The 19,992-nt window shown below is 74.2% G+C and carries 18 protein-coding genes; 14 read left to right on the top strand and 4 right to left on the bottom strand.

Features of this window, described 5'->3' with window-relative positions:
- Positions 1-23: 23 nt before the first annotated feature.
- A complete protein-coding gene (locus tag ACFZA0_RS31615; RefSeq protein ID WP_391023319.1) occupies positions 24-1,424 on the bottom strand; it encodes an amino acid permease in 1,401 nt (466 codons plus the stop codon).
- Between the two features lie 96 nt (positions 1,425-1,520).
- On the opposite strand from ACFZA0_RS31615, the gene ACFZA0_RS31610 reads away from it, so the two are divergent.
- The gene (locus tag ACFZA0_RS31610) at positions 1,521-2,537 is read left to right on the top strand and encodes a 4-hydroxy-3-methylbut-2-enyl diphosphate reductase (RefSeq protein ID WP_391023317.1); all 1,017 of its coding nucleotides are present in this window, start codon (positions 1,521-1,523) and stop codon (positions 2,535-2,537) included.
- Between the two features lie 29 nt (positions 2,538-2,566).
- Positions 2,567-3,313, top strand: a complete 747-nt coding sequence (gene ppgK, locus ACFZA0_RS31605) for a polyphosphate--glucose phosphotransferase (protein ID WP_391023315.1) — start codon at positions 2,567-2,569, stop codon at positions 3,311-3,313.
- Positions 3,314-3,407: 94 nt separating this feature from the next.
- On the opposite strand, the gene ACFZA0_RS31600 is transcribed toward ppgK, so the two are convergent.
- Positions 3,408-4,064 (bottom strand): DUF6542 domain-containing protein, encoded by a 657-nt coding sequence (locus ACFZA0_RS31600; protein WP_391023313.1) that lies wholly within the window; start codon positions 4,062-4,064, stop codon positions 3,408-3,410.
- Between the two features lie 189 nt (positions 4,065-4,253).
- Here ACFZA0_RS31600 and ychF point away from each other — a divergent pair, with 189 nt between their 5' ends.
- The 3 genes from ychF (at position 4,254) to ACFZA0_RS31585 (ending at position 8,085) form a co-directional block, all read left to right on the top strand.
- Entirely contained in the window at positions 4,254-5,342 is a 1,089-nt protein-coding gene (ychF, locus tag ACFZA0_RS31595) for a redox-regulated ATPase YchF (protein ID WP_391023311.1), read from the top strand.
- A 73-nt stretch (positions 5,343-5,415) separates the two neighbouring features.
- On the top strand, positions 5,416-7,596 hold the full coding sequence (locus tag ACFZA0_RS31590; protein ID WP_391023309.1) for an SNF2-related protein: 2,181 nt from the start codon (positions 5,416-5,418) through the stop codon (positions 7,594-7,596).
- Between the two features lie 171 nt (positions 7,597-7,767).
- Complete coding sequence (locus ACFZA0_RS31585; RefSeq protein ID WP_391023307.1) at positions 7,768-8,085, top strand: SH3 domain-containing protein; 318 nt, start codon at positions 7,768-7,770, stop codon at positions 8,083-8,085.
- A 5-nt stretch (positions 8,086-8,090) separates the two neighbouring features.
- On the opposite strand, the gene ACFZA0_RS31580 is transcribed toward ACFZA0_RS31585, so the two are convergent.
- On the bottom strand, positions 8,091-9,008 hold the full coding sequence (locus tag ACFZA0_RS31580; RefSeq protein ID WP_391023305.1) for a LysR substrate-binding domain-containing protein: 918 nt from the start codon (positions 9,006-9,008) through the stop codon (positions 8,091-8,093).
- A 101-nt stretch (positions 9,009-9,109) separates the two neighbouring features.
- Here ACFZA0_RS31580 and ACFZA0_RS31575 point away from each other — a divergent pair, with 101 nt between their 5' ends.
- The 7 genes from ACFZA0_RS31575 to ACFZA0_RS31545 all read left to right on the top strand — a co-directional run bounded on the left by ACFZA0_RS31575 (position 9,110) and on the right by ACFZA0_RS31545 (position 16,674).
- Positions 9,110-9,943, top strand: a complete 834-nt coding sequence (locus ACFZA0_RS31575; protein WP_391023304.1) for an oxidoreductase — start codon at positions 9,110-9,112, stop codon at positions 9,941-9,943.
- Between the two features lie 234 nt (positions 9,944-10,177).
- Positions 10,178-10,930, top strand: a complete 753-nt coding sequence (locus tag ACFZA0_RS31570) for a GntR family transcriptional regulator (protein ID WP_391023302.1) — start codon at positions 10,178-10,180, stop codon at positions 10,928-10,930.
- Between the two features lie 74 nt (positions 10,931-11,004).
- Complete coding sequence (locus ACFZA0_RS31565; protein ID WP_391023300.1) at positions 11,005-11,433, top strand: VOC family protein; 429 nt, start codon at positions 11,005-11,007, stop codon at positions 11,431-11,433.
- A 436-nt stretch (positions 11,434-11,869) separates the two neighbouring features.
- Positions 11,870-12,073 carry an SPOR domain-containing protein gene (locus ACFZA0_RS31560; protein ID WP_391023298.1) on the top strand — a complete coding sequence of 68 codons (204 nt, stop codon included), beginning with the start codon at positions 11,870-11,872 and terminating at the stop codon, positions 12,071-12,073.
- 75 nt (positions 12,074-12,148) lie between these two features.
- Positions 12,149-12,625 carry an NUDIX domain-containing protein gene (locus ACFZA0_RS31555; RefSeq protein ID WP_391023296.1) on the top strand — a complete coding sequence of 159 codons (477 nt, stop codon included), beginning with the start codon at positions 12,149-12,151 and terminating at the stop codon, positions 12,623-12,625.
- A 357-nt stretch (positions 12,626-12,982) separates the two neighbouring features.
- Complete coding sequence (locus tag ACFZA0_RS31550; RefSeq protein WP_391023500.1) at positions 12,983-13,393, top strand: ATP-binding protein; 411 nt, start codon at positions 12,983-12,985, stop codon at positions 13,391-13,393.
- 548 nt (positions 13,394-13,941) lie between these two features.
- Entirely contained in the window at positions 13,942-16,674 is a 2,733-nt protein-coding gene (locus tag ACFZA0_RS31545) for a SpoIIE family protein phosphatase (RefSeq protein ID WP_391023498.1), read from the top strand.
- A gap of 75 nt (positions 16,675-16,749) precedes the next feature.
- Here ACFZA0_RS31545 and ACFZA0_RS31540 read toward each other — a convergent pair whose 3' ends face one another.
- Positions 16,750-18,282 (bottom strand): hypothetical protein, encoded by a 1,533-nt coding sequence (locus ACFZA0_RS31540; protein ID WP_391023294.1) that lies wholly within the window; start codon positions 18,280-18,282, stop codon positions 16,750-16,752.
- A 187-nt stretch (positions 18,283-18,469) separates the two neighbouring features.
- Here ACFZA0_RS31540 and ACFZA0_RS31535 point away from each other — a divergent pair, with 187 nt between their 5' ends.
- Together ACFZA0_RS31535 and ACFZA0_RS31530 are read left to right on the top strand one after the other, a co-directional pair.
- On the top strand, positions 18,470-19,618 hold the full coding sequence (locus tag ACFZA0_RS31535; protein ID WP_391023292.1) for a hypothetical protein: 1,149 nt from the start codon (positions 18,470-18,472) through the stop codon (positions 19,616-19,618).
- Between the two features lie 59 nt (positions 19,619-19,677).
- Entirely contained in the window at positions 19,678-19,983 is a 306-nt protein-coding gene (locus ACFZA0_RS31530; RefSeq protein WP_391023291.1) for a hypothetical protein, read from the top strand.
- The last annotated feature ends 9 nt before the right edge of the window (positions 19,984-19,992 follow it).

Here is a 19,992-nt window from a genome sequence, read left to right as displayed (position 1 = left end):
CCGGCGCGCCTGCCGGGCCGGTGTCAGCCCTCGGCGGGTCCGACGCCCCGCCGGGTGGCCAGCACCAGCAGGCCCAGCACCAGCCACACCGCGCCCACCACCTGCGCCGTACCGGACGCCTCGACGATCACCGCGATCGTGATCGCCGCGCCGATCACCGGCACCACCAGGTGCTTGAACCAGTTCACCGGCCCCGCGCCCCGGTGCCGCACCACGAACCAGCCCACGACGCTCGCGTGCAGCAGGGTGAACGCGGTCAGCGCGCCCACGTTCACCACCGACGTCAGCACGTCGAGCCCGTCGTCCCGCCGCGCCGCCCACACCGCCGCGACCAGCGTGATCACGGCCGCGCACGCCAGCGCCGGCCGCGGCACCCCGCCCTCCGTGCGCGACAGGAACCGCGGCAGCCGCCGGTCCCTGCCCATCGCGAACAGCAGCCGCCCGGCGGCCGCCTGCCCGGCCAGCGCCGCGAAGGCCGCCCCGAGCGCCTTGCTCGCGGCCACCAGGTCGTGCAGCCAGGTGCCCACCGAGGCGTCCACGGCGTCGTAGAAGGCGGAGCCCTGCGCGTCCGGGTCGGCGGCGAGCTGGGCCGACGTCATCGGTTCGAGCAGCGCCACCAGGTACGTCTGCGCGACGAACAGGACGCCCGCGAGCGCCAGGCAGAACAGCAGCGCCCGTGCCACCCGCTGCGAACCGCCGGTGACCTCCTCCGCGAACGAGGCGATCGCGTCGAAGCCCAGGTACGACAGGACGGCCACCGACACCGCGCCGACCACCGCCGACAGCGCGAACGCGCCCTGCGTGCCGTCCCCGGAGAACGGCGACAGCCAGCCGCGCTCGGCGCCGTCCCGCACGAGCACCACGATCGCCGACACCACGAACACCAGCAGCACGGCGATCTCCAGCGCCAGGACGAGGAACCCGACGCGGGCCGCGACCCGTACGCCCCACAGGTTCAGCGCGGTCGTCACGACGACCGCGATCGCCGTCCACACCCAGCGCGAGACCTCCGGCACCAGCGAGTTCATCGCGATCCCGGAGAACAGGTAGGCGACCGCGGGGATGAGCAGGTAGTCCAGCATCGCCATCCACCCCGCGACGAACCCGGCGTCCTTGCCGAGGCCGGCACGCGCGTACGCGAAGACCGAGCCGGCCTGCGGCACCACCCGGACCATCTGGGCGTAGCTGAAGGCGGTGAACGCCATGGCCACGGTCGCCACGACGTAGACGAGCGCGACCGCGCCGTGCGACTTGGCGTCCAGCGTGCCGAACACGCCGACCGGTGCCATGGGCGCGATGAACAGCAGTCCGTAGACCACCAGGTCCCGGAAACCCAGGGTGCGGCGCAGGCCGCCCGTGCCGTCGGCGGCGCCCTCGCCGCCGTCGCCGCCGGCCGGGGGAACGGCCGTTGCGTTGTGGGACATCAGTGCCTCCGCGAGTCGCGTCGTTCCCGCCCCTCCCCACCTCCCGGCCAGTCTCTCCGAGGAGGGGACCTTTGACCCGCCGAGCGCGGCCTTACGATGGGTGCCATGACTGCTTCGCCCCGCCGCCGCGTCCTGCTCGCCGCCCCCCGGGGCTACTGCGCGGGTGTGGACCGCGCCGTGATCGCCGTCGAGAAGGCCCTGGAGCAGTACGGCGCTCCGGTCTACGTCCGGCACGAGATCGTCCACAACAAGTACGTCGTGCAGACCCTGGAGAAGAAGGGTGCCGTCTTCGTCGAACGGACGGAGGAGGTGCCCCCGGGCAACATCGTCATGTTCTCCGCGCACGGCGTCGCCCCGGCCGTCCACGACGAGGCCGAGCGCGGCAACCTCGCCACGATCGACGCGACCTGCCCGCTGGTCACCAAGGTCCACAAGGAAGCCGTCCGCTTCGCGAACGACGACTACGACATCCTGCTGATCGGCCACGAGGGGCACGAGGAGGTCATCGGCACCTCCGGCGAGGCCCCCGACCACATCCAGCTCGTCGACGGTCCCGGCGACGTCGCCAACGTCGAGGTCCGCGACCCCTCCCGCGTGGTCTGGCTGTCGCAGACCACCCTCTCCGTCGACGAGACGATGGAGACGGTCGACGCCCTGAAGGACAAGTTCCCGCAGCTCATCTCGCCGCCCAGCGACGACATCTGCTACGCCACGCAGAACCGCCAGCAGGCCGTGAAGCAGATGGGCGCCGAGGCCGAACTGGTCATCGTGGTCGGCTCCCGCAACTCCTCCAACTCCGTGCGCCTCGTCGAGGTCGCGAAGCTGGCCGGCGCCCGCGAGGCCTACCTGGTGGACTTCGCCGACGAGATCGACGACGCCTGGCTGGAGGGCGTGAGCACGGTCGGCGTGACGTCCGGCGCGTCCGTCCCGGAGGTCCTGGTCGAGCAGGTCCTGGAGTACCTCACCACGCACGGCTTCGACGACGTGGAGATCGTGAAGGCCGCCGAGGAGTCCATCGTCTTCTCGCTGCCGAAGGAACTCCGGCGCGACCTGCGCGAGGAGGCCGCGGCGCTGGCCGCCGGCCGCGGTGGTTCCGGCAACCTGGACAAGTGACCCTGCGTCCCTCGTCGTAACGTGGTGCCATGCAGATCTTCGGCGTGGACATCGGTGGGTCCGGTATCAAGGGCGCCCCTGTGGACCTGGACAGGGGCGACCTCGCGGACGAGCGTTACAAGGTGCTGACTCCGCACCCGGCCGTGCCCGACGGCGTGGCGGACAGCGTGAAGGAAGTGGTCGACCACTTCGGCTGGACGGGCCCGGTCGGGATCACGTTCCCCGGTGTCGTCACCGGCGGCTCGACGATCCGCACGGCGGCCAACGTCGACAAGAGCTGGATCGACACGGACGCGAGTGCCCTCATCAGCGAGCGGCTCGGCGGCCACGAGGTCACGGTCGTCAACGACGCGGACGCGGCCGGCGTCGCCGAGATGAGCTTCGGCGCGGGCAAGGGCCGCAAGGGCACCGTCATCCTGCTCACCTTCGGCACGGGCATCGGCAGCGCCCTCTTCGTGAACGGCACCCTGGTGCCCAACACCGAACTGGGGCACCTGGAGCTGCACGGCCACGACGCGGAGACCAAGGCCTCCAGCAAGGCCAAGGAGGACAACGACCTCTCGTGGGAGCACTGGGCGCACCGCGTCCAGAAGTACCTGGCCCACGTGGAGATGCTGTTCTCGCCCGAGCTGTTCATCGTGGGGGGCGGTGTGAGCCGCAAGGCGGAGAAGTTCCTGCCGCACATCAAGGGCATCAAGGCCGAGATCGTCCCGGCCCAGCTCCAGAACAACGCGGGCATCGTCGGCGCGGCGATGCACGCGGCGACGACGGACTGACGCGCGCGTCGGTCTCTTCTCTCCGGCGGACGGCCGGAGAACGCTACTTCCCCGGCAGGTGGCCGGACGGGACAGCCCGTCCGGCCACCTGCCCTCATGTTCCGGGGGACTGCGCCGGGGACGCCTGCGACGCCTGCCGGGCGGCGGCCGCCCGACGGCGGCCCAGCAGCCGCACCCGGCGCACCAGCACGATCACGACCGCGAGCAGGGTGCCCGCGTAGAGCCAGCCGACCTCCGTGGACAGCGCGGTGACCAGCCCCACGGCGTGCCCGGAGACCCCCTCGCCGCCCTCCGCGACGGCCAGCAGACCCACGGCGAACGCGATCGGCACCACGACGGGCGCGGTCGTCAGGTCGCCCGAGCGCACCCAGAACGCGGTCAGCGCGCACACCGGTACGAACAGCGCCCCGTACGCGGTGAGCGACGCCCCGAACAGCAGCTCGTCCAGGCACCCCAGCAGGAACATGACCACCGCCGCGAACACCCCGCCGCCCAGCCGGGTCAGCCGCGGGTTGGGCAGCCGCCGGGCCGACGGCGCCGGGGACTGCGGGGGCCGGCGCTGCGGGCCCGGACGCCGCTTGGCCGAGCCGTCCGCGCCGGCGCCCGTGCCGGGGCCGGGCAGCCCGGGGCGGGCGGGCCGCGTACGGCCGCCGTCGCCCCGCGCCCTGCCCGCCTGCGGGGGCAGGGGAGGCGTGCCGGGCGTGCCGCGCCGTGCGCCGGGCCGTGGGGGTCGCGTCCTGTGTTGCTCCACCGGACCAACTTAGGTCGTTTTATGTGCCGAACAGACTCTGGGACACGCCGGGGAGACGACCTTGAAAGGGCGTTCGATCCGTCGCCGGGAGCCCGTCCGGCACGCCGTAGACTGGTGGATCGGCCCCGGCGCTCCGCAGCCGCCCGCACCCCGCCCCGCCCCTCCTCCTCACGTACGGGAAGTCGCAACGTGTCGCTCACGATCGGAATCGTCGGTCTGCCCAATGTCGGCAAGTCGACCCTGTTCAACGCCCTGACCAAGAACGACGTGCTCGCGGCCAACTACCCGTTCGCCACCATCGAGCCGAACGTCGGCGTCGTGGGCGTCCCGGACGGCCGCCTCGCGCAGCTCGCCGCGGTCTTCAAGTCGGAGCGGATCATCCCGGCGACGGTCGACTTCGTCGACATCGCGGGCATCGTGCGCGGCGCGAGCGAGGGCGAGGGGCTCGGCAACAAGTTCCTCGCGAACATCCGCGAGTCCGACGCGATCTGCCAGGTCATCCGCGCGTTCCAGGACGAGAACGTCGTGCACGTCGACGGCAAGGTCTCGCCGAAGGACGACATCGAGACGATCAACACCGAGCTGATCCTCGCCGACCTCCAGACCATCGAGAAGGTCCTGCCGCGCCTCCAGAAGGACTCGCGGATCAAGAAGGACATCGGCCCGAAGGTCAAGGCCGTCGAGGAGGCCAAGGAGATCCTGGAGCGGGGCGACACCCTCTTCGCCCAGGGCATCCTCCAGGGCAGCGAGCGCGCCGAACTCCTGCACGACCTGCACCTGTTGACGACGAAGCCGTTCCTGTACGTCTTCAACGTCGACGAGGACGAACTGGTCGACGAGGAGTTCAAGGAGCGCCAGCGCGCCCTGGTCGCCCCGGGCGAGGCGATCTTCCTCAACGCCAAGCTGGAGCAGGACCTCGCCGAACTGGACGAGGAGGACGCCCTGGAGCTCCTGGAGTCCGTCGGCGCCGAGGAGCCGGGCCTGGCCACCCTCGCCCGCGTCGGCTTCGACACCCTGGGCCTGCAGACCTACCTGACGGCCGGCCCGAAGGAATCCCGCGCCTGGACCATCAAGAAGGGCGCCACGGCCCCGGAGGCGGCGGGCGTGATCCACACGGACTTCCAGAAGGGCTTCATCAAGGCGGAGGTCATCTCCTTCGCCGACCTGATGGAGACCGGCTCGGTGGCCGAGGCCCGCGCCAAGGGCAAGGCCCGCATGGAGGGCAAGGACTACGTGATGCAGGACGGGGACGTGGTGGAGTTCCGCTTCAACGTGTAGCGGGCCCATGAGGGCGGCCCGGCCCGCGTGCCGCCGGTCGGGCCGTCCTCGCACCGGGGGAGGGGCGGGACGCGTGGGGCGGGACGGGCGGGAGACGGTCGCGCGGGGAGTGCGGCTGCGCGGGGCGGCGCAGGCGGTCGTCGACGACCACGGCAGGGCGGTCGAGGCGGTGCGGGCGGCGCTGGGGCCGATCCACGACGCGGCGGCCGGGCGCGAGCTCGCCGCCATCCCCGTCGCCCGGCTGCAGGACGTCACCGAAGGGCGTCTGCGGCTGGGGAGCATCGAGAAGAGCGGTTTCCGCACGGTGGGCGCCGTCCTCGAAGCCGGCCCCTACCGGCTGCGGCAGATCCCCGGTGTCGGGCAGCGCACCGTCGACCAGATGCTCGCCGCGGCCCGCCGGATCTCCGATGCCGTGCACGAGACGGTGGCCGTCACCATCGACGTGGACCGGCCGGAGCCGGGCACCACCGCGCTCGTCACGGCCCTCCAGGTACTGGTGGAGGCCGGCCCGGACGCCCGGCGCGCCGTGGGACGGGCCACCGCCCTCACGGAACGGCTCGGCCCGCTGCTGCTCGACGCGAAGCCGGCCGCCGGCCGCCTCGGGATGCTGCTGGCCGGCCAGGACAGGAGAGCGCGCGCCCTCGCGGCGGTCACCGACATCCGCTCGCTGGTCGACGAGGCGGAGCGGGCCGGACTGCCGGAGCTGTTCGCCCAGACCTCGGTGGACCTGCTGCGCGGGCCCTCGTCCGACGTCGCGGCCTGGGTGGACTTCGAACTGCGTTCCGCCGAGTACTACGGCCTGCTCGCCGAGATCTCCGGCCGGCGGCCCGACGCGGCGGCGGCCGAGGGCTTCCTGCCGGAGGAGATCGCCGAGCGGGTGCGGACCCAGCAGCTCGACGACTCCCACCGCCGGGTCTCCCTGCGCGGATACCAGGCGTTCGGCGCGCGGTTCGCCCTGGCTCAGCGCAAGGTGATGCTCGGCGACGAGATGGGGCTCGGCAAGACCATCCAGGCGATCGCCGTGCTGGCCCATCTGGCCGCCGAGGGGCAGACCCACTTCATGGTCGTCTGCCCGGCGAGCGTTCTCGTGAACTGGACCCGGGAGATCGAGGCCCGCAGCGCTCTCGTCGTCAGGGTGCTCCACGGCCCCGACCGGCACCACGCGTTCGCCGACTGGAAGGGGCGGGGCGGGGTGGCGGTCACCACGTTCGAGGCACTGCGCGGATTCCCGGAACCGGGCGGCGGCGAGGTCGGGCTGCTCGTCGTCGACGAGGCGCACTCCGTGAAGAACCCGAAGGCCCAGCGGTCCCGGGCGGTCGCGCTGTGGACCGGGCGCTGCGAACGCGCCCTCTTCATGACCGGAACCCCCATGGAGAACCGGGTCGTCGAGTTCCGCAGCCTGGTCCGGATGCTCGACGCGGAGGTCGCCGACTCCCTGGGCGAACGGAACGCGCTGCTGGGCTCGGTCGCCTTCCGCAAGGCTGTCGCGCCGGTCTACCTCAGACGCAATCAGGACGACGTCCTCACCGAACTCCCCAGTCTTCAACAGACCGACGAGTGGGAGGAGTTGAGCGCCTCGGACGAGGAGGCGTACCGGGAGGCCGTGCGTGCCGGGAACTTCATGGCGATGCGCCGGGCCGCGTACATGCGGCCCGAGGGGTCGGCCAAGCTGGACCGGCTCGGCGAGATCGTGCGGGAGGCCGGCGAGAACGGGCTGAAGACGGTCGTCTTCTCCAACTTCAAGGACGTGCTGGGCGTGGTGCGGGAAGCGCTCGCCGCGGGCCCCGCCGCCGGTACCCCGCTGTTCGGTCCGCTCACCGGGAGCGTCGCGCCGGCGCGGAGGCAGCGGATCGTCGACGACTTCGCCGCCGTCCCGGGACCGGCGGTGCTCCTGGGCCAGATCCAGGCGGCCGGCGTCGGCCTCAACATGCAGGCCGCCTCGGTCGTCGTCCTCTGCGAACCGCAGATCAAGCCGACCGTCGAGCACCAGGCGGTCGCGCGGGCGCACCGCATGGGCCAGGTCAGGCCGGTCCGGGTGCATCGCCTGCTCGCCACCGGGGGTGTCGACGAACGCATGGTGCGGATCCTGGCGGAGAAGACCCGCCTGTTCGACGCGTACGCCCGCCGCAGCGCCGTGGCCGAGGCCACCCCGGACGCGGTCGACGTGTCGGACGCCGACCTGGCCCGCCGGATCGTCGAGGAGGAACAGGCACGCCTGGGCATGACGGGCGGGGAGTCCGCCGCGTCGGGGTGAGCGGGGCCCGGGGGTGCGCGTCCGGATCCCCCGGCCCGTCACGGGCCCGTGGGCGCACCGTCACCTGAACCGGTGAAAAGGGTCCCGGCCGGGGTGCGGAGTGCCGTTGTGGAGGGTGGGGCGGGCCCGTGCCGGGTCCGCCCCTTCGAGAAGCCCGAGAGGAACCGTCCCGTGCACCGCCACCTTCTTGCCCTGGTCACCGTCTGTGCGCTCGCCTTGCCGTGGGGGGCCGGGCCGGCGTCCGCCTCCGGCGCCGGGGCGGGGGAGTACTGCCGGATCACCGCCTCCTCCGCCTCCGTGCGCGCCGAACCGCGGCGGCACGCGCGGGTGCTGGGTACCGCGTATCGCGGGGACACCTGCGTCTCGCGCGGCTGGGCCGAGGGGGACGGGGTCTGGGTGAAGATCACCGTCCGGCGGACCGGGGTCAAGGGGTACGTGCACTCCTCGCTCGTCGCGTGGGGCAAGGAGTCGCTGACCGCCACCGGGTGACCCGGCTACCCCGCCGGGGGCGGTGCCGCCGTCCGGCACGCCTCCACGTACGCCCGTACCAGCGGCCGGTGTTCGTCCTCGCGGCGCCAGGCCAGGACGTACTGGCTCGGACCGAGGCCCCCGACCGGGCGGGTGACCACGCCGCCCAGGGTCACGAGCCGGGCGTTGCCCGCCGCCACCAGGCAGATGCCGAGGCCCGCCACCAGGGCCTCGTACGTCTCCTCGGTGCCGGCGATCTCCGCGCCCACGCGCGGCGGTCGGCCCGAGCGGGCGTCCAGGGCGAGCCAGTGATCCCGCAACGGGCCCGCCGCGGCGGGGAGGGCGAGGAACGGCTCGTCCGCCAGGTCCGCGAAGTCGATCTCCTCGCGCGCCGCGAGGGGGTGCGTCTCCGGGAGGGCGATCAGCCGGGGTTCCTCGGCGACCACCGTCCAGTCGTAGCGGTCCTGGTCCGGCAGGGGCAGCCAGACGTACGCGACGTCGGTGTCGCCGGACGCGAGTCCGGCCGTCGGGTCGTCCCAACCCACCTGTCGCACGCGGACGTTGGCCGTGGGGTGGGCCGCCGTGAAGCGGGAGCGGACCGCCGGCAGCAGGCCGCCCCGGCCGGGGCTGGTGCTCATGCCCACGACGAGCGTGGTGCGTTGGGCCGTGCGGGCCGCCTCCACCGCGGCCGACGCGCGGGACCAGGAGGCCAACACCTCGCGTGCGTACGGGAGAAGCGCCGCACCCGCGTCCGTGAGCGCGACCCCCTGCCGGTCCCGGCGGAACAGTTCGGCGCCCAACTGCCCCTCCAGCGCCCGGATCTGTTTGCTGAGCGCGGGCTGCGACACGTAAAGGCGTGCCGCGGCGCGGGTGAAGTGCAGCTCCTCGGCCACCGCGACGAAGTACCGCAGTTCCCGCAGATGAACGTCGGTCGTCATGCCCATCGGTTATCACGGCAGGTCTTGGACCCGCAACGGGCCCTGCGCGCACGCTGGTTCACAGGCGCCCGGTCGGGGCGCCGCCATCGACCCAACGGGGAGACGTCATGAACAAGGTCTGGTTCGTCACCGGCGCGAGCAGTGGCTTCGGGCGGGCCGTCGTGGAGGCGGCCCTGGCGGCAGGGGACGTGGTCGTCGGCGCCGCGCGGCACCCCGAGGCCCTGGACGCCCTGGTGGCCGCGCACCCCGACCAGTTGGAGGCCCTGCGGCTGGACGTCACCGACACGGCCGCCGTCCCGGCGGCGGTGGACGACGTGGTGGCGCGGCACGGACGGATCGACGTCCTGGTCAACAACGCCGGGCGGGCGCACGTCGGCGCCTTCGAGGAGACCACGGACGTGGAACTGCGGGCCCTGTTCGACCTGCACGTCTTCGGCCCGGCGGCGCTGGTGCGGGCCGTGCTGCCGCACATGCGGGCGCGGCGCTCCGGCGCGGTCGTCCAGATGAGCAGCATGGGCGGGCAGGTCGCCTTTCCCGGCGTCTCCGCGTACAGCGGTTCCAAGCACGCGCTGGAGGGCATGTCGGTCGCCCTGGCGGACGAGGTGGGAGAGTTCGGGATCAAGGTGCTGATCGTCGAACCGGGCGCGTTCCGGACGGAGTTCTTCGACGACGGCAGGGCCGTGTACAGCGCCGACCTCGGCCCGTACGCGGCCACCGTCGGCGCCACCCGGCGGATGGGCGCCGAGAGCGCCGGGCGGCAGCCGGGGGACCCGGCCAGGGCCGCGGCCGTCATCCTGGCCGCCCTGGACGCCGAGAACACACCGCTGCGGCTGCCGCTCGGGGAGGACGCGGTCACGGCCGTCCTCGACCACCTCGACGAGGTGCGCGGCGACGTCGCCGCGTGGGAGAAGCTGAGCCGCGCCACCGCGTTCGACGGGTGACCGGGCGGCCGCGCGGGGCGGAGCGGCGGGGCGGACGGGCTCGGCCGGGACGGGCGGGGCGCGGTCCGAGGGGTCCGTCAGGTGTGGCGGCACGCCCGGCGGGGAGAAAGTGCCTGCGTAAAGGGTTCACCGCCAACAAGTCATCACATCGAGTGATTCTCTGGCCTTCACTTGCGCCGCACAACCCACGGTTGCCAGGCTGTCGCTGTCTGTACAACCTGATGGGAGCGGCCAGTGACATTCGGTGAGCAGCCGGCGTACCTGCGTGTCGCGGGTGATCTGCGCAAGAAGATCGCTGACGGCCTGCTGCCCCCGCACACCCGCCTCCCCTCGCAGGCCCGGATCCGCGAGGAGTACGGCGTCTCGGACACGGTCGCACTGGAGGCCCGCAAGGTGCTGATGGCGGAGGGGCTGGTCGAGGGCCGCTCCGGGTCCGGGACGTACGTACGGGAGCGGCCGGTGCCGCGTCGCGTCGTCCGCTCCGGGAACCGTCCCTCCGGCGGCGCCACCCCCTTCCGGCAGGAGCAGGCCGACGGGGAGGCGCGCGGCACCTGGGAGTCCCGCAGCGAGCAGATCGAGGCCAGCGGCCCGGTCGCCGAGCGGCTCGCGGTCGAGCCGGGCGACCGCGTGATGTGCACGCGGTACGTGTTCCGCGAGGCCGGCGAGGTGATCATGCTCTCCACCTCCTGGGAACCCCTCGCGGTCACCGGACGCACGCCCGTCATGCTGCCCGAGGAGGGCCCGCTCGGCGGGATGGGCGTGGTCGAACGGATGGCCGCGATCGACGTCGTCGTGGACAACATGACCGAGGAGGTCGGCGCCCGCCCCGGCCTCGCCGAGGAACTGCACACCCTCGGTGGCGTCCCCGGCCATGTCGTCCTGGTCGTCGAGCGCACCTACTACGCGTCCGGCCGCCCGGTCGAGACCGCCGACGTGGTGATCCCGGCGGACCGCTACCGGGTCTCCTACCACCTGCCGGTGCGCTGAAGGCAGCCCGCCCCCGGCAACTGGCCCGCATCCGGGCGGTGTTGACCGGCGGCGCCCCTTGTTAGGGTGCGCGGATGTCATCGGTCAGGCAGGTCCAGATCACCTTCGACTGCGCGGAACCCGAGCGCGTCGCCCGCTTCTGGTGCGAAGTGCTCGGGTACGTCGTGTCGCCGCCGCCGCGGGGCTTCGCCACGTGGGCCGCGTTCGACGACTCGCGCCCGCCCGAGGACCGCGGGGCCTGGTTCGCCTGCGGCGACCCCACCGGTGTCGGGCCGCGGCTGTTCTTCCAGCGGGTTCCCGAGGGCAAGACCGTCAAGAACCGCGTCCACCTCGACGTCCGGGTCGGCACCGGGCTCGTGGGCGAGGAACGGCTGGCCGCCCTTGAGGCCGAGTGTGCGCGGCTGCTCCCGCTCGGCGCGGTCCGCGTCGAGCTCCTGCTCGACGACTTCGACTCGTGCATCGTGATGCAGGACGTCGAGGGCAACGAGTTCTGCCTCGACTGACCGTGCCCGGCCCGGCGCGCCCGGCGGGGCGCACCGGATCCGGCGCGCCCCGCCGGGCGGACGCCGCGCGGGCCGTCCGGCCCGCGGTCCCGGCCGTCGGCCGCCCCCGGCGCCTTCGCCTGCGGTCCGCGCTCCCTCGGCGGGGCGGCGGGATTCGGCCCACTTTCCGCCGGTCCTCGTCGGGTGTCCGTTGCGGACGGGACGGAGGGTGGCTCGTGGGGCGTCGTGCGCACCGCGTCCGCACCCTGCCGCGCCCTTGGCGCAGCGCCCGGAGGGCGCGTTCTGGGTCGTGCGCCCCGGCATCGTGGCTGGTTGCGTACCTCTTTGTGAAAAGGCGTATTCGCTGCGTGAAGGTTAGGCGTAGGCTCCGGCATATGCGGATCGCTGTTTCAGCGGGGGGCGCGGTGCGCGGAAGCGCCGGCAGGGGAGGAGCGCGATGAACGACGGCACGGTCACTTTGCCGTGGCTCGTCATCCGGCAGGACGACAACGGGAACCGGTACCGCGTCGGCATGTACGCCACCCGCGCGGAGGCCGAGCGGATCGCCGACAGCCTCGACGAGAGCGGCCACAAGCAGCTCTACTGGGTCGAGCGCATCGGACAGGGGCAGGGCGACCCCAGCGCCCATCTGCGGAACTGAGCGCGGGGCTGTCCTGGACAGGGGCGGGCGTCCCGGTCCACCGGGTCGCGCGCCGTCTCCCGTAGGCTCCGCCGCATGACGGACGCGAGGGACGCCACGGGCGCGAGAGGCACCACCGGCGCGGAGGACGTCGCGCCGCGGACCGTGGTCGTGGGCGCCGCCCTCTTCGACGGTGACCGGCTGCTCTCCGCGCGCCGCAGCGGACCGCCCGAGCTCGCCGGCCGGTGGGAACTGCCCGGCGGCAAGGTGGAGCCGGGCGAGAGCCCCGCCGCCGCGATCGTCCGCGAACTGCGCGAGGAACTGGGCGTCGACACCGAGGCCGTCGAACGCGTCCCCGGCGAGTGGCCGCTCCGGCCGCCCTACGTGCTCCAGGTGTGGACCGTGCGGCTGCGCCCCGGTTCCGCCGGCCCCGAACCCCTTCAGGACCACGACGCGCTGCGCTGGCTCGGACCCGCGGAGGTCTGGGACGTCGACTGGCTCGACCAGGACGTGCCCGCGGTCCGCGCGGTGCTCGCCCGCCGCCCGGCCGCCGGTGGCCCCGGGCCCGCCTGAGCCCTCCGGGCGACGGGGCGGCCCGGCGGGAGGCACCCGGCACGCGCGCCCTCGCGGCGTTGCCGGAAGGCCCGAGCGGCTGCGCCACCCGGGCACGTGGGGCGCGCGTGGGCTCGCGGTCGCGTCCGGACCGTGCGCCCGTGCGCCCCTCCCTCCGCTTCCGTGTGGTCCCGGGGCTCTCCGGGCGTGATGTGGCCCGAAGCGCGGCGAGGTGCGGCGGACCGGAGGCGGGTCGACGGCGGGTCGAGGGCGGCCCGGTGGCGGAAGTGCCGGGAGGGCGAGCGGTACGGATCGCGGATTGCCGGGTATGTGCCCTTTAATCCCATGAATGCGGAGTGGGCGGACCGCCGGCCGGGAGTGATCGGCGTGATCGGTACCGAAGGCGACCGTGTCGAGTGGACCTTCCCGGCTGACCCGGGTGCGGTTCGCAGTGCCCGTGCCGTGGTGCGCGAGCAGTTGCGCACGTGGGGTCTCGAGATGCTCGACGACTCCGCGACGCTCCTGGTGAGCGAGCTGGTGACCAACTCGCTGCGGCATGCCTCCGGCCCCATCGAGGTCCGCCTCGTGCACCCGTCCCACCTGCCCGGCGTCCTGCTGGTCGAGGTGTCCGACCCGCTGCCGGACCCCCCGCGCGAGCGCACCGCCCACGCCGACGACGAGCACGGGCGGGGTCTGACACTGGTGGCCTGCACGTCGCGCCGCTGGGGTACCCGCTGCCGTGACACCGGCAAGACGGTGTGGTTCGAACTGGCGGTGCCGGCCGCCTGAGTCCGGGCCCGCGGAGCCTTCGGACAACGGGCGTACGGAACCCGGAGCGGCTCCCGCGACGGCACCCACCGTGTCCGCGCGTGACCGCCGCGCTACCACCCGCGCCCGGCCGTGCGCCGGTTGGCCGGAGTGCGCCGGTGGCGCCCGTGGACGGACGTGGTTCGACCGGGTGTCACCTGGTTAGAAGAGTGATTGTGTTGCACAGGCCGGTCCGATAAGCATCGGATTTGTCCTGTGATCGTGAACACCGTGTTGTGCGGCGCCGTAGTGCTGGATACTGCGGGCAGCCGCCCCCGGTGACCGGTGCCGGACGCGGTGAGCTGGAGGGGACGGTTCGCGTGAGCGAGATACCAGCGAGGGCCACGGGGTCCGAGGACCCGTCGGACGGCGCGACGAGCGGTACCGCGGACGACACCGCGGCGCGCGCGAAGAGCGACGCGGCCGACGGTGCCGAGGACAGGGAGCCGCTCGCCTTCCGGGGACGCTCCGGCGCGGCGGGGCGGTTCCCCGGCGACGCCACGGCCTCGGACGCCACGTGGCAGAGCAGCCTGCCCGGCTCGATCTACGAGTACATCAAGGTCGCGTCCTTCTCGATCGGCCCCGACGGGCTGGTCGACCAGTGGAGCCTGCGGGCCGAGCAGCTCTTCGGCATCCCGGCGGAACGCGCGCTGGGCATGGACCCCATCGCCGCGTTCGTCGCCCCCGACCTCCGCGAGCGCAGTCACCGCAAGATGGCGGAGATCCTCGACGGCCGCGAGTGGACCGGCGTCGTCTCCTTCCGCAAGCCGCCCGCGCCGGACGACTTCGGCGACGGCCCCGACTTCGGCGAGGCCCCCGACACCGCTGACGGCACGTCGGGCGAGCACGCCGACGGCACCGACGGCACCGGTATCGACGGCACCGGTGCCTCCGCGGACACCGGTGACCCGGCCGGCCCGTCGGAGGCACCGGAGGCAGGGGCGTCGAACGAGACAGCCGCCGAGAACGCCGCCGTCGCCCCGCACGCCCCCGGGAAGGGCCGCGGGGCCGCGCGGCGGCGACGCGACCGGCGCGCCGAGGAGGGGCTCGCCGAGATCTACGTGATGCCCACCAGCACCGAGGACGGACGGCGGGGTGCCGTCTGCATCGTCGTGGACGTCCTGACGCTGCGCGGGATCGAGACGGACCTCGCCGCCTCGCAGGCGATTTTCGGTCAATCTCCGTTCGGATTCCTGCTGATCGACACCGAGTTGCGGGTGCGCCGAGCCAACCAGCGGTTCGCGTCCATCTTCGGCGGCACCCCCGACGACCACTACGGGGGCAACGTCCACGACTACCTGCCGCGCGCCGAGGCCGACCGGATGGCCGCGACGCTGCGCCGGGTGCTGGAGACCGGCGACAGCATCACGGACATGCACGTCACCGGCTTCGTGCCGGGCTCCGAGGAGCGCCGGCACTGGTCGGTCAACCTGTACCGCGTGCACAGCGGCACCGGCCGCCCCATCGGGGTCGCCTGGCTCGGCACCGACGTCACCTCCCGCCGCGCCGCCGCCCGCGAGGCCGCCGCCGCCCGCCGCAACCTGGCCCTGCTGAACGACGCGGGCGCCCGCATCGGCAACTCCCTGGACCTGGAGACCACCGCCCGCGAGCTGCTCGACGTCGTCGTCCCCGGCTTCTGCGACCTCGCCACCGTCGACCTGTACCAGGGGCTCCTGGCCGGCGACGAGACGCCCGTCGGGCTCGCGGACGGGAGCGCGGAACTGCGCCGCGTCGCCTTCGCCAGCGCCGTCTCCGAGGCGCCGTTCGCCGGGTCCGGGACCGCCGTGACGGTCGGCGCCGTGCACCACTACCCGTTCAACTCGCCCTGCGCGGACGCCCTTCGCACCGCGCGCCCGCACGCCGTGCCGCCCGTGGAGGGCGGTCTCGTGCAGTCGACGCTGGCCGTGCCGATGGTCGCCCACGACACCGTGGTCGGGCTCGCGCAGTTCGCCCGCACCAAGGGCAGCGAGCCCTTCGGCGACCGCGACCGCGCGCTCGCGGTGGAACTCGCGTCCCGCGCCGCCGTCTGTATCGACAACGCCCGCCTGTACCGGCGCGAGCACGAACGCGCCCTGATCCTCCAGCGGTCGCTGCTGCCCCCGGACGACCCGGAGGCGTCGGGCCTCGACATCGCGTGCCGCTACCTGCCCGGCAGCGCGGCCACCGGGCGGCCCAGCGAGGTCGGCGGCGACTGGTTCGACGTCATCGAACTGCCCGGCCACCGCACCGCGTTGGTGGTGGGCGACGTGATGGGGCGCGGGCTGCGTGCCGCCGTCGCCATGGGTGAACTCCGCACCGCCGTACGGACGCTGGCGCTGCTCGACCTCGAACCGGCGGAGGTACTGACCCAGTTGGACGAGATCGCGCGCGGTCTCGGTGCCCCCGGCGGGGTCCAGCAGGCCACCCGGTCCGCCCGCCGGCCCCGCGAGGCGGACCTCTCCGAGGTGTACCTGGCGACCTGCGTGTACGCCGTCTACGACTCCGTGACCCGGCGGTGCACCTTCGCCAACGCGGGCCACCTGCCCCCCGTCCTGGTCGAACCGGGCGAGGACGCGCTGATGCTCGACGTGCCGCCGGGCCTGCCGCTCGGCGTCGGCGGGGAACCCTTCGAGGAGGTCGAGGTCGAACTGCCCGAGGGCGCCCTCCTCGCCCTCTACACCGACGGCCTGGTCGAGTCCCGCGACCACCCGCTGGACGAGGGCCTCCAGGCGTTCGTCGGCGCGCTGACCGATCCGGCCCAGCCGCTGGAGGACGTCTGCGACCACGTCCTCAACACCCTCGGCAACCACCACGGCGAGGACGACATCGCGCTGCTGATGGCACGTGTGCAGGGGCTGCCGACCGAGTCCGTCGGCGACTGGACGCTGCCGCGCGAACCGCGCAGCGTGGGCCGCGCGCGGGAGTACGCGCGCAGCCAGTTGCTCGCCTGGGACCTCGAACCCCTCGTCGACACCAGCGAGTTGCTCGTCAGCGAACTCGTCACCAACGCGCTGCGGTACGGCGAGGGCGAGATCCGGCTGCGGCTGCTGCTCGACCGCACCCTGGTCTGCGAGGTCTGGGACGCCGGTCTGGTCCAGCCGCGCCGCCGCCGGGCCCGCGACACCGACGAGGGCGGCCGGGGGCTGCAACTCGTCGGACTGCTCTCGGCGGCCTGGGGATCGCGGCGCACACCGCGCGGCAAGACCGTGTGGTTCGAACTCCCGCTCCCGGAGGCGGGCCACGTCTTGGCGGACCCGGCGGAGGCGCTGCTCAGCCTGTTCTGACGCGCGTCGCGCGGCGGCCGGCGCGGACCGGGCACCGCACACCGGCCCGCCCGTCCTCGCCCTCTCCGCGCGTCCTCAGCCGCCGCGTCCGCCGAGGGGTGCCGGGGCCGGCCGGGTCCGCGCCGCCTGGGTGGCCGGGCCGCCGTACCCCGCCGGCGGGCCGTCGTCCGGGCCGGTGCCGAGCAGGACGCCGCCCAGCAGGGCGCCACCCACGCCCGCTGCCCGCCCCGCCGTGTCCGCGGTGGGGTTGCCGTACGTCCTGACGTCCCGTTCCGCCAGCTCACGGGCCCGGCGGGCCAGGGTGTCCGCCGCCAGGTGGTCCGGCGGCACCGCCGCGAGGCGCTCCCGGGCCGCCGCCAGGCGGGTGCGGGCCTCCGCGCCCACGGCACCGCGGTGCGTCGCCACGAAACCGGCCGCCGACGCGACGGCCACCCGCGCGACCAGCGCCGCGGCGGCCCCGAGGACGCCGGGGTCCCCGCCACCGCCGTCCCCGGTGAGGAACGCGGTCGCCCGGACGATCCGGCGCAGCGCGTCCACCGGGTCGTGGGGGCCGGCCGCGGCGCCGGTCCGCACGGCGGCGAGCACGCCGTCCGCGTGCGCGACGTACGACCGGGTCCCGTCCGCGCGGGACGCCGCGTCCGGCCGTACCTCCGCGAGCCGGGTCTCCGCTCCCGACAGCGCGGACGGTACGGTCGCCGCCGCCTCGTCGAGGTCCGCGCGGTGGGTGTCGACGGCGGTCAGGAACACGTCCGCCTGCGCGATCGCGCCCTCGGCGGCGCGCAGATGGTCCGCGGCCCGGCCCGGGTCGCCCAGATCGGCCGACTGGTGGGCCCGGTTGAGCCGGGACGTGGCGAACACCAGCCTGTCCTTGACCTGTTCGACGTACCCGGTGACGGGTTCGACCGCCGCCGGACCGTAGTGGGCGGTGAGCGCGGCGAGCAGGGCCTCCGTGTCCGGGGTGCGGCCGGCCAGGGCCCGGAAGCGTGCCTCGGCGGTGCGCAGCGCGGCGGTCCGTCCCGCGTCCTCGTCCAGTGCGCGCAGCCGCGCGAAGTCCGCTGCCGTGGCGTCGAGTTCACGCCCCGACGCGGTGCATCGCCCCACGACGCCGTCGAGCAGGCGACGCCGCGCGCGATCGTCGCCGGGGCCCCGGTCGTCGTACTCCTGCCGGGCCAGGAAGGCGTCCGTCAGCGTTGTCGCGGCGTCGCGCACCGCACGGTCGAACGGCTCCACCGCGGCGTCGCCCAACTGGGCCCGTGCGAAAACGACTTCCTCACGGCTGGCCCGTACGTGATCGTCCTGCTCCACCAGCGATCCGGCGGCCAGGCCGTCCAGTTCGGCCAGGGACGGCCGCGTGCCGGGCCCGCGGGGCCGGGGGCGGGGACGCCTGCCGGTCCGCCGCAGGTATCCGTACCCGGCGATTGCGCCCGCGCCCGCGACCGCGGCGACCGGGAGCACCAGGTCCGCCGCCGGACCGTCGCCGTCCGCCGAGACGGTCCGGGCGGTGGGCCGGTTCGGCCGGGCCGCAACCGGAACATCCGTACTGATCGTCATCCCCGGCAGCACCAGCCACATCAGCCCGGCGGCGGCGCCCAGCACGGTGTGCGCCACCCGCACCGATATGTGCGCGGGTCGGCCGTCCCGTTCACGTGGGGCACGGCGCGCGGGGGAGGCGCGCCGCGAACGGCCCCGGGGCGAGGTCGACGTCACATTCGCGAGCGTATGGCCGCATCTGTGACCGCGCGACCGGGGCGTGACGGGGTGCGGCGGAGGTCGGACGACGGAAGCGGGGACACGGATGACGACGGACGGCGGCACGCACGCGGAGACGGCAACGGGCGCCGAGGACGGGGCGGACACCGGTGACGGCGCCGCCCCGCCCCCGCCCACGCGACGCCGTTTCGGCCGCCGGCGTCCCGCGCGGCCGCCGCGCCGCCCCTGGGTGCGGTGGACCGCGCGGATCGCCCTCGGGCTCGTCCTCACCCTCGTGCTGGCCACCGCCGTCGCCGAGGCCGCACTCCGGCTGAACTACACGGGTGACCCCGCCGACGGCACGGCCACCCGCGAGCAGGACGCGCTCTGGCTCGGGCACGCCTGGGTGGACGGGCGCAAGGACGACGCGGACGTCGCCGCGCTCGCGCGGCGGCTGCGCACCACCGGCATCCGCGACCTGTACGTGCACTCCGGGCCGCTGGAGCACGACGGCACCCTGCCCGCGTCGGACTACCCGCGGGCCGCGTGGCTGATCGCCGCGGTGCACCGGGAACTGCCGGGCGTCCGCGTGCAGGCGTGGCTCGGCGACGAACTCGCGACCGAGAAGCCGGAGGGCATGCGACTGGACCGTGCGGCCACCCGGACCGCCGTCGTCGGCGCCACGCGGGAGATCCTCGACGCCGGGTTCGACGGCGTCCACTTCGACCTGGAGCCCCTGCACTCGGGCGACCGGGACTACCTCGCGCTCCTCGACGACCTGCACCGCGTCACCGCCGCCCGCGGTGTCCCGCTGTCGGTCGCCGCCGCGCAGATCGACCCGCTGCCCGCGTTCCACTCCGTGTGGGGCACGCTCACCGGCCACCCGAAGTGGTGGTCGCAGGCGTACTTCGCCCAGGTCGCGCGCCGCGTCGACCAGATCGCCGTCATGTCGTACGACACGCTCCAGCCGCTGCAGAGCCTCTACGGCGGTTACGTCGCCGAGCAGACCTCGCTGGCCCTGGAGGTCACGCCGGGGTCGACCGACCTGCTGATGGGCCTGCCCTTCTACCACGAGAACCGCTGGGGCCACATCGGCTCCGCGGAGACCGCGTCGGCGGCGGTGCGCGGCGTCCGCCTGGGCCTGTCCCGCACGGACGCGGACCGGGCCAACTTCGGGGTCGCCCTGTACGTGGACTTCGCGGCGACGGACGCCGACTGGGCCGCGTACCGGGAGGGCTGGGTGGACCCGGCGTGAGGGCGCTGTCATGATCGGCGGACACGGACGTGCGGGGCCGGAGGCGGGGGCAACGGGCCATGAGAGCAGCGCTGTTGGCGGTGGGAGCGGTCCTGGCCCTGCTGATGCTGGCGGGCGGTGTCGCCGGGGTCGTCGCCGAGTGGGTCCCGCCGTGGGCCAGGAGCAGGGTGCTGCGGCCGCGGCTCGCGGGCGCAGGGTGGCTGGTGGGGGCGGTCGGCTGGACCATGTGGACGTTCGGGAGCCTGCTGAGCGGGCCCGGCACGTCCTTCAGTACGGTGCAGGCGGTCGGCTGGGTGATCCTCATGGCCGGACTGGTGGTGCAGTTCCTGGGCACCCGGCCCGGCCGGGTGCCGGCCCCCGAGTGAGCGGCCCCG

The sequence above is a fragment of the Streptomyces sp. NPDC008150 genome (assembly GCF_042956945.1).
In the GTDB taxonomy this organism is placed as follows: Bacteria; Actinomycetota; Actinomycetes; order Streptomycetales; family Streptomycetaceae; genus Streptomyces.
This window is presented reverse-complemented; position numbering and strand designations above follow the sequence as displayed.

Excerpts from the sequence above, each read along its gene's own strand:
- ACFZA0_RS31615 (WP_391023319.1), bottom strand. The coding sequence starts at position 1,424 with ATGTCCCACAACGCAACGGCCGTTCCCCCGGCCGGCGGCGACGGCGGC.
- ACFZA0_RS31530 (WP_391023291.1), top strand. The coding sequence starts at position 19,678 with ATGAGAGCAGCGCTGTTGGCGGTGGGAGCGGTCCTGGCCCTGCTGATG.
- ppgK (WP_391023315.1), top strand. The coding sequence starts at position 2,567 with ATGCAGATCTTCGGCGTGGACATCGGTGGGTCCGGTATCAAGGGCGCC.
- ACFZA0_RS31575 (WP_391023304.1), top strand. The coding sequence starts at position 9,110 with ATGAACAAGGTCTGGTTCGTCACCGGCGCGAGCAGTGGCTTCGGGCGG.
- ACFZA0_RS31580 (WP_391023305.1), bottom strand. The coding sequence starts at position 9,008 with ATGGGCATGACGACCGACGTTCATCTGCGGGAACTGCGGTACTTCGTC.
- ACFZA0_RS31535 (WP_391023292.1), top strand. The coding sequence starts at position 18,470 with ATGACGACGGACGGCGGCACGCACGCGGAGACGGCAACGGGCGCCGAG.
- ACFZA0_RS31555 (WP_391023296.1), top strand. The coding sequence starts at position 12,149 with ATGACGGACGCGAGGGACGCCACGGGCGCGAGAGGCACCACCGGCGCG.
- ACFZA0_RS31560 (WP_391023298.1), top strand. The coding sequence starts at position 11,870 with ATGAACGACGGCACGGTCACTTTGCCGTGGCTCGTCATCCGGCAGGAC.
- ACFZA0_RS31610 (WP_391023317.1), top strand. The coding sequence starts at position 1,521 with ATGGGTGCCATGACTGCTTCGCCCCGCCGCCGCGTCCTGCTCGCCGCC.
- ACFZA0_RS31565 (WP_391023300.1), top strand. The coding sequence starts at position 11,005 with ATGTCATCGGTCAGGCAGGTCCAGATCACCTTCGACTGCGCGGAACCC.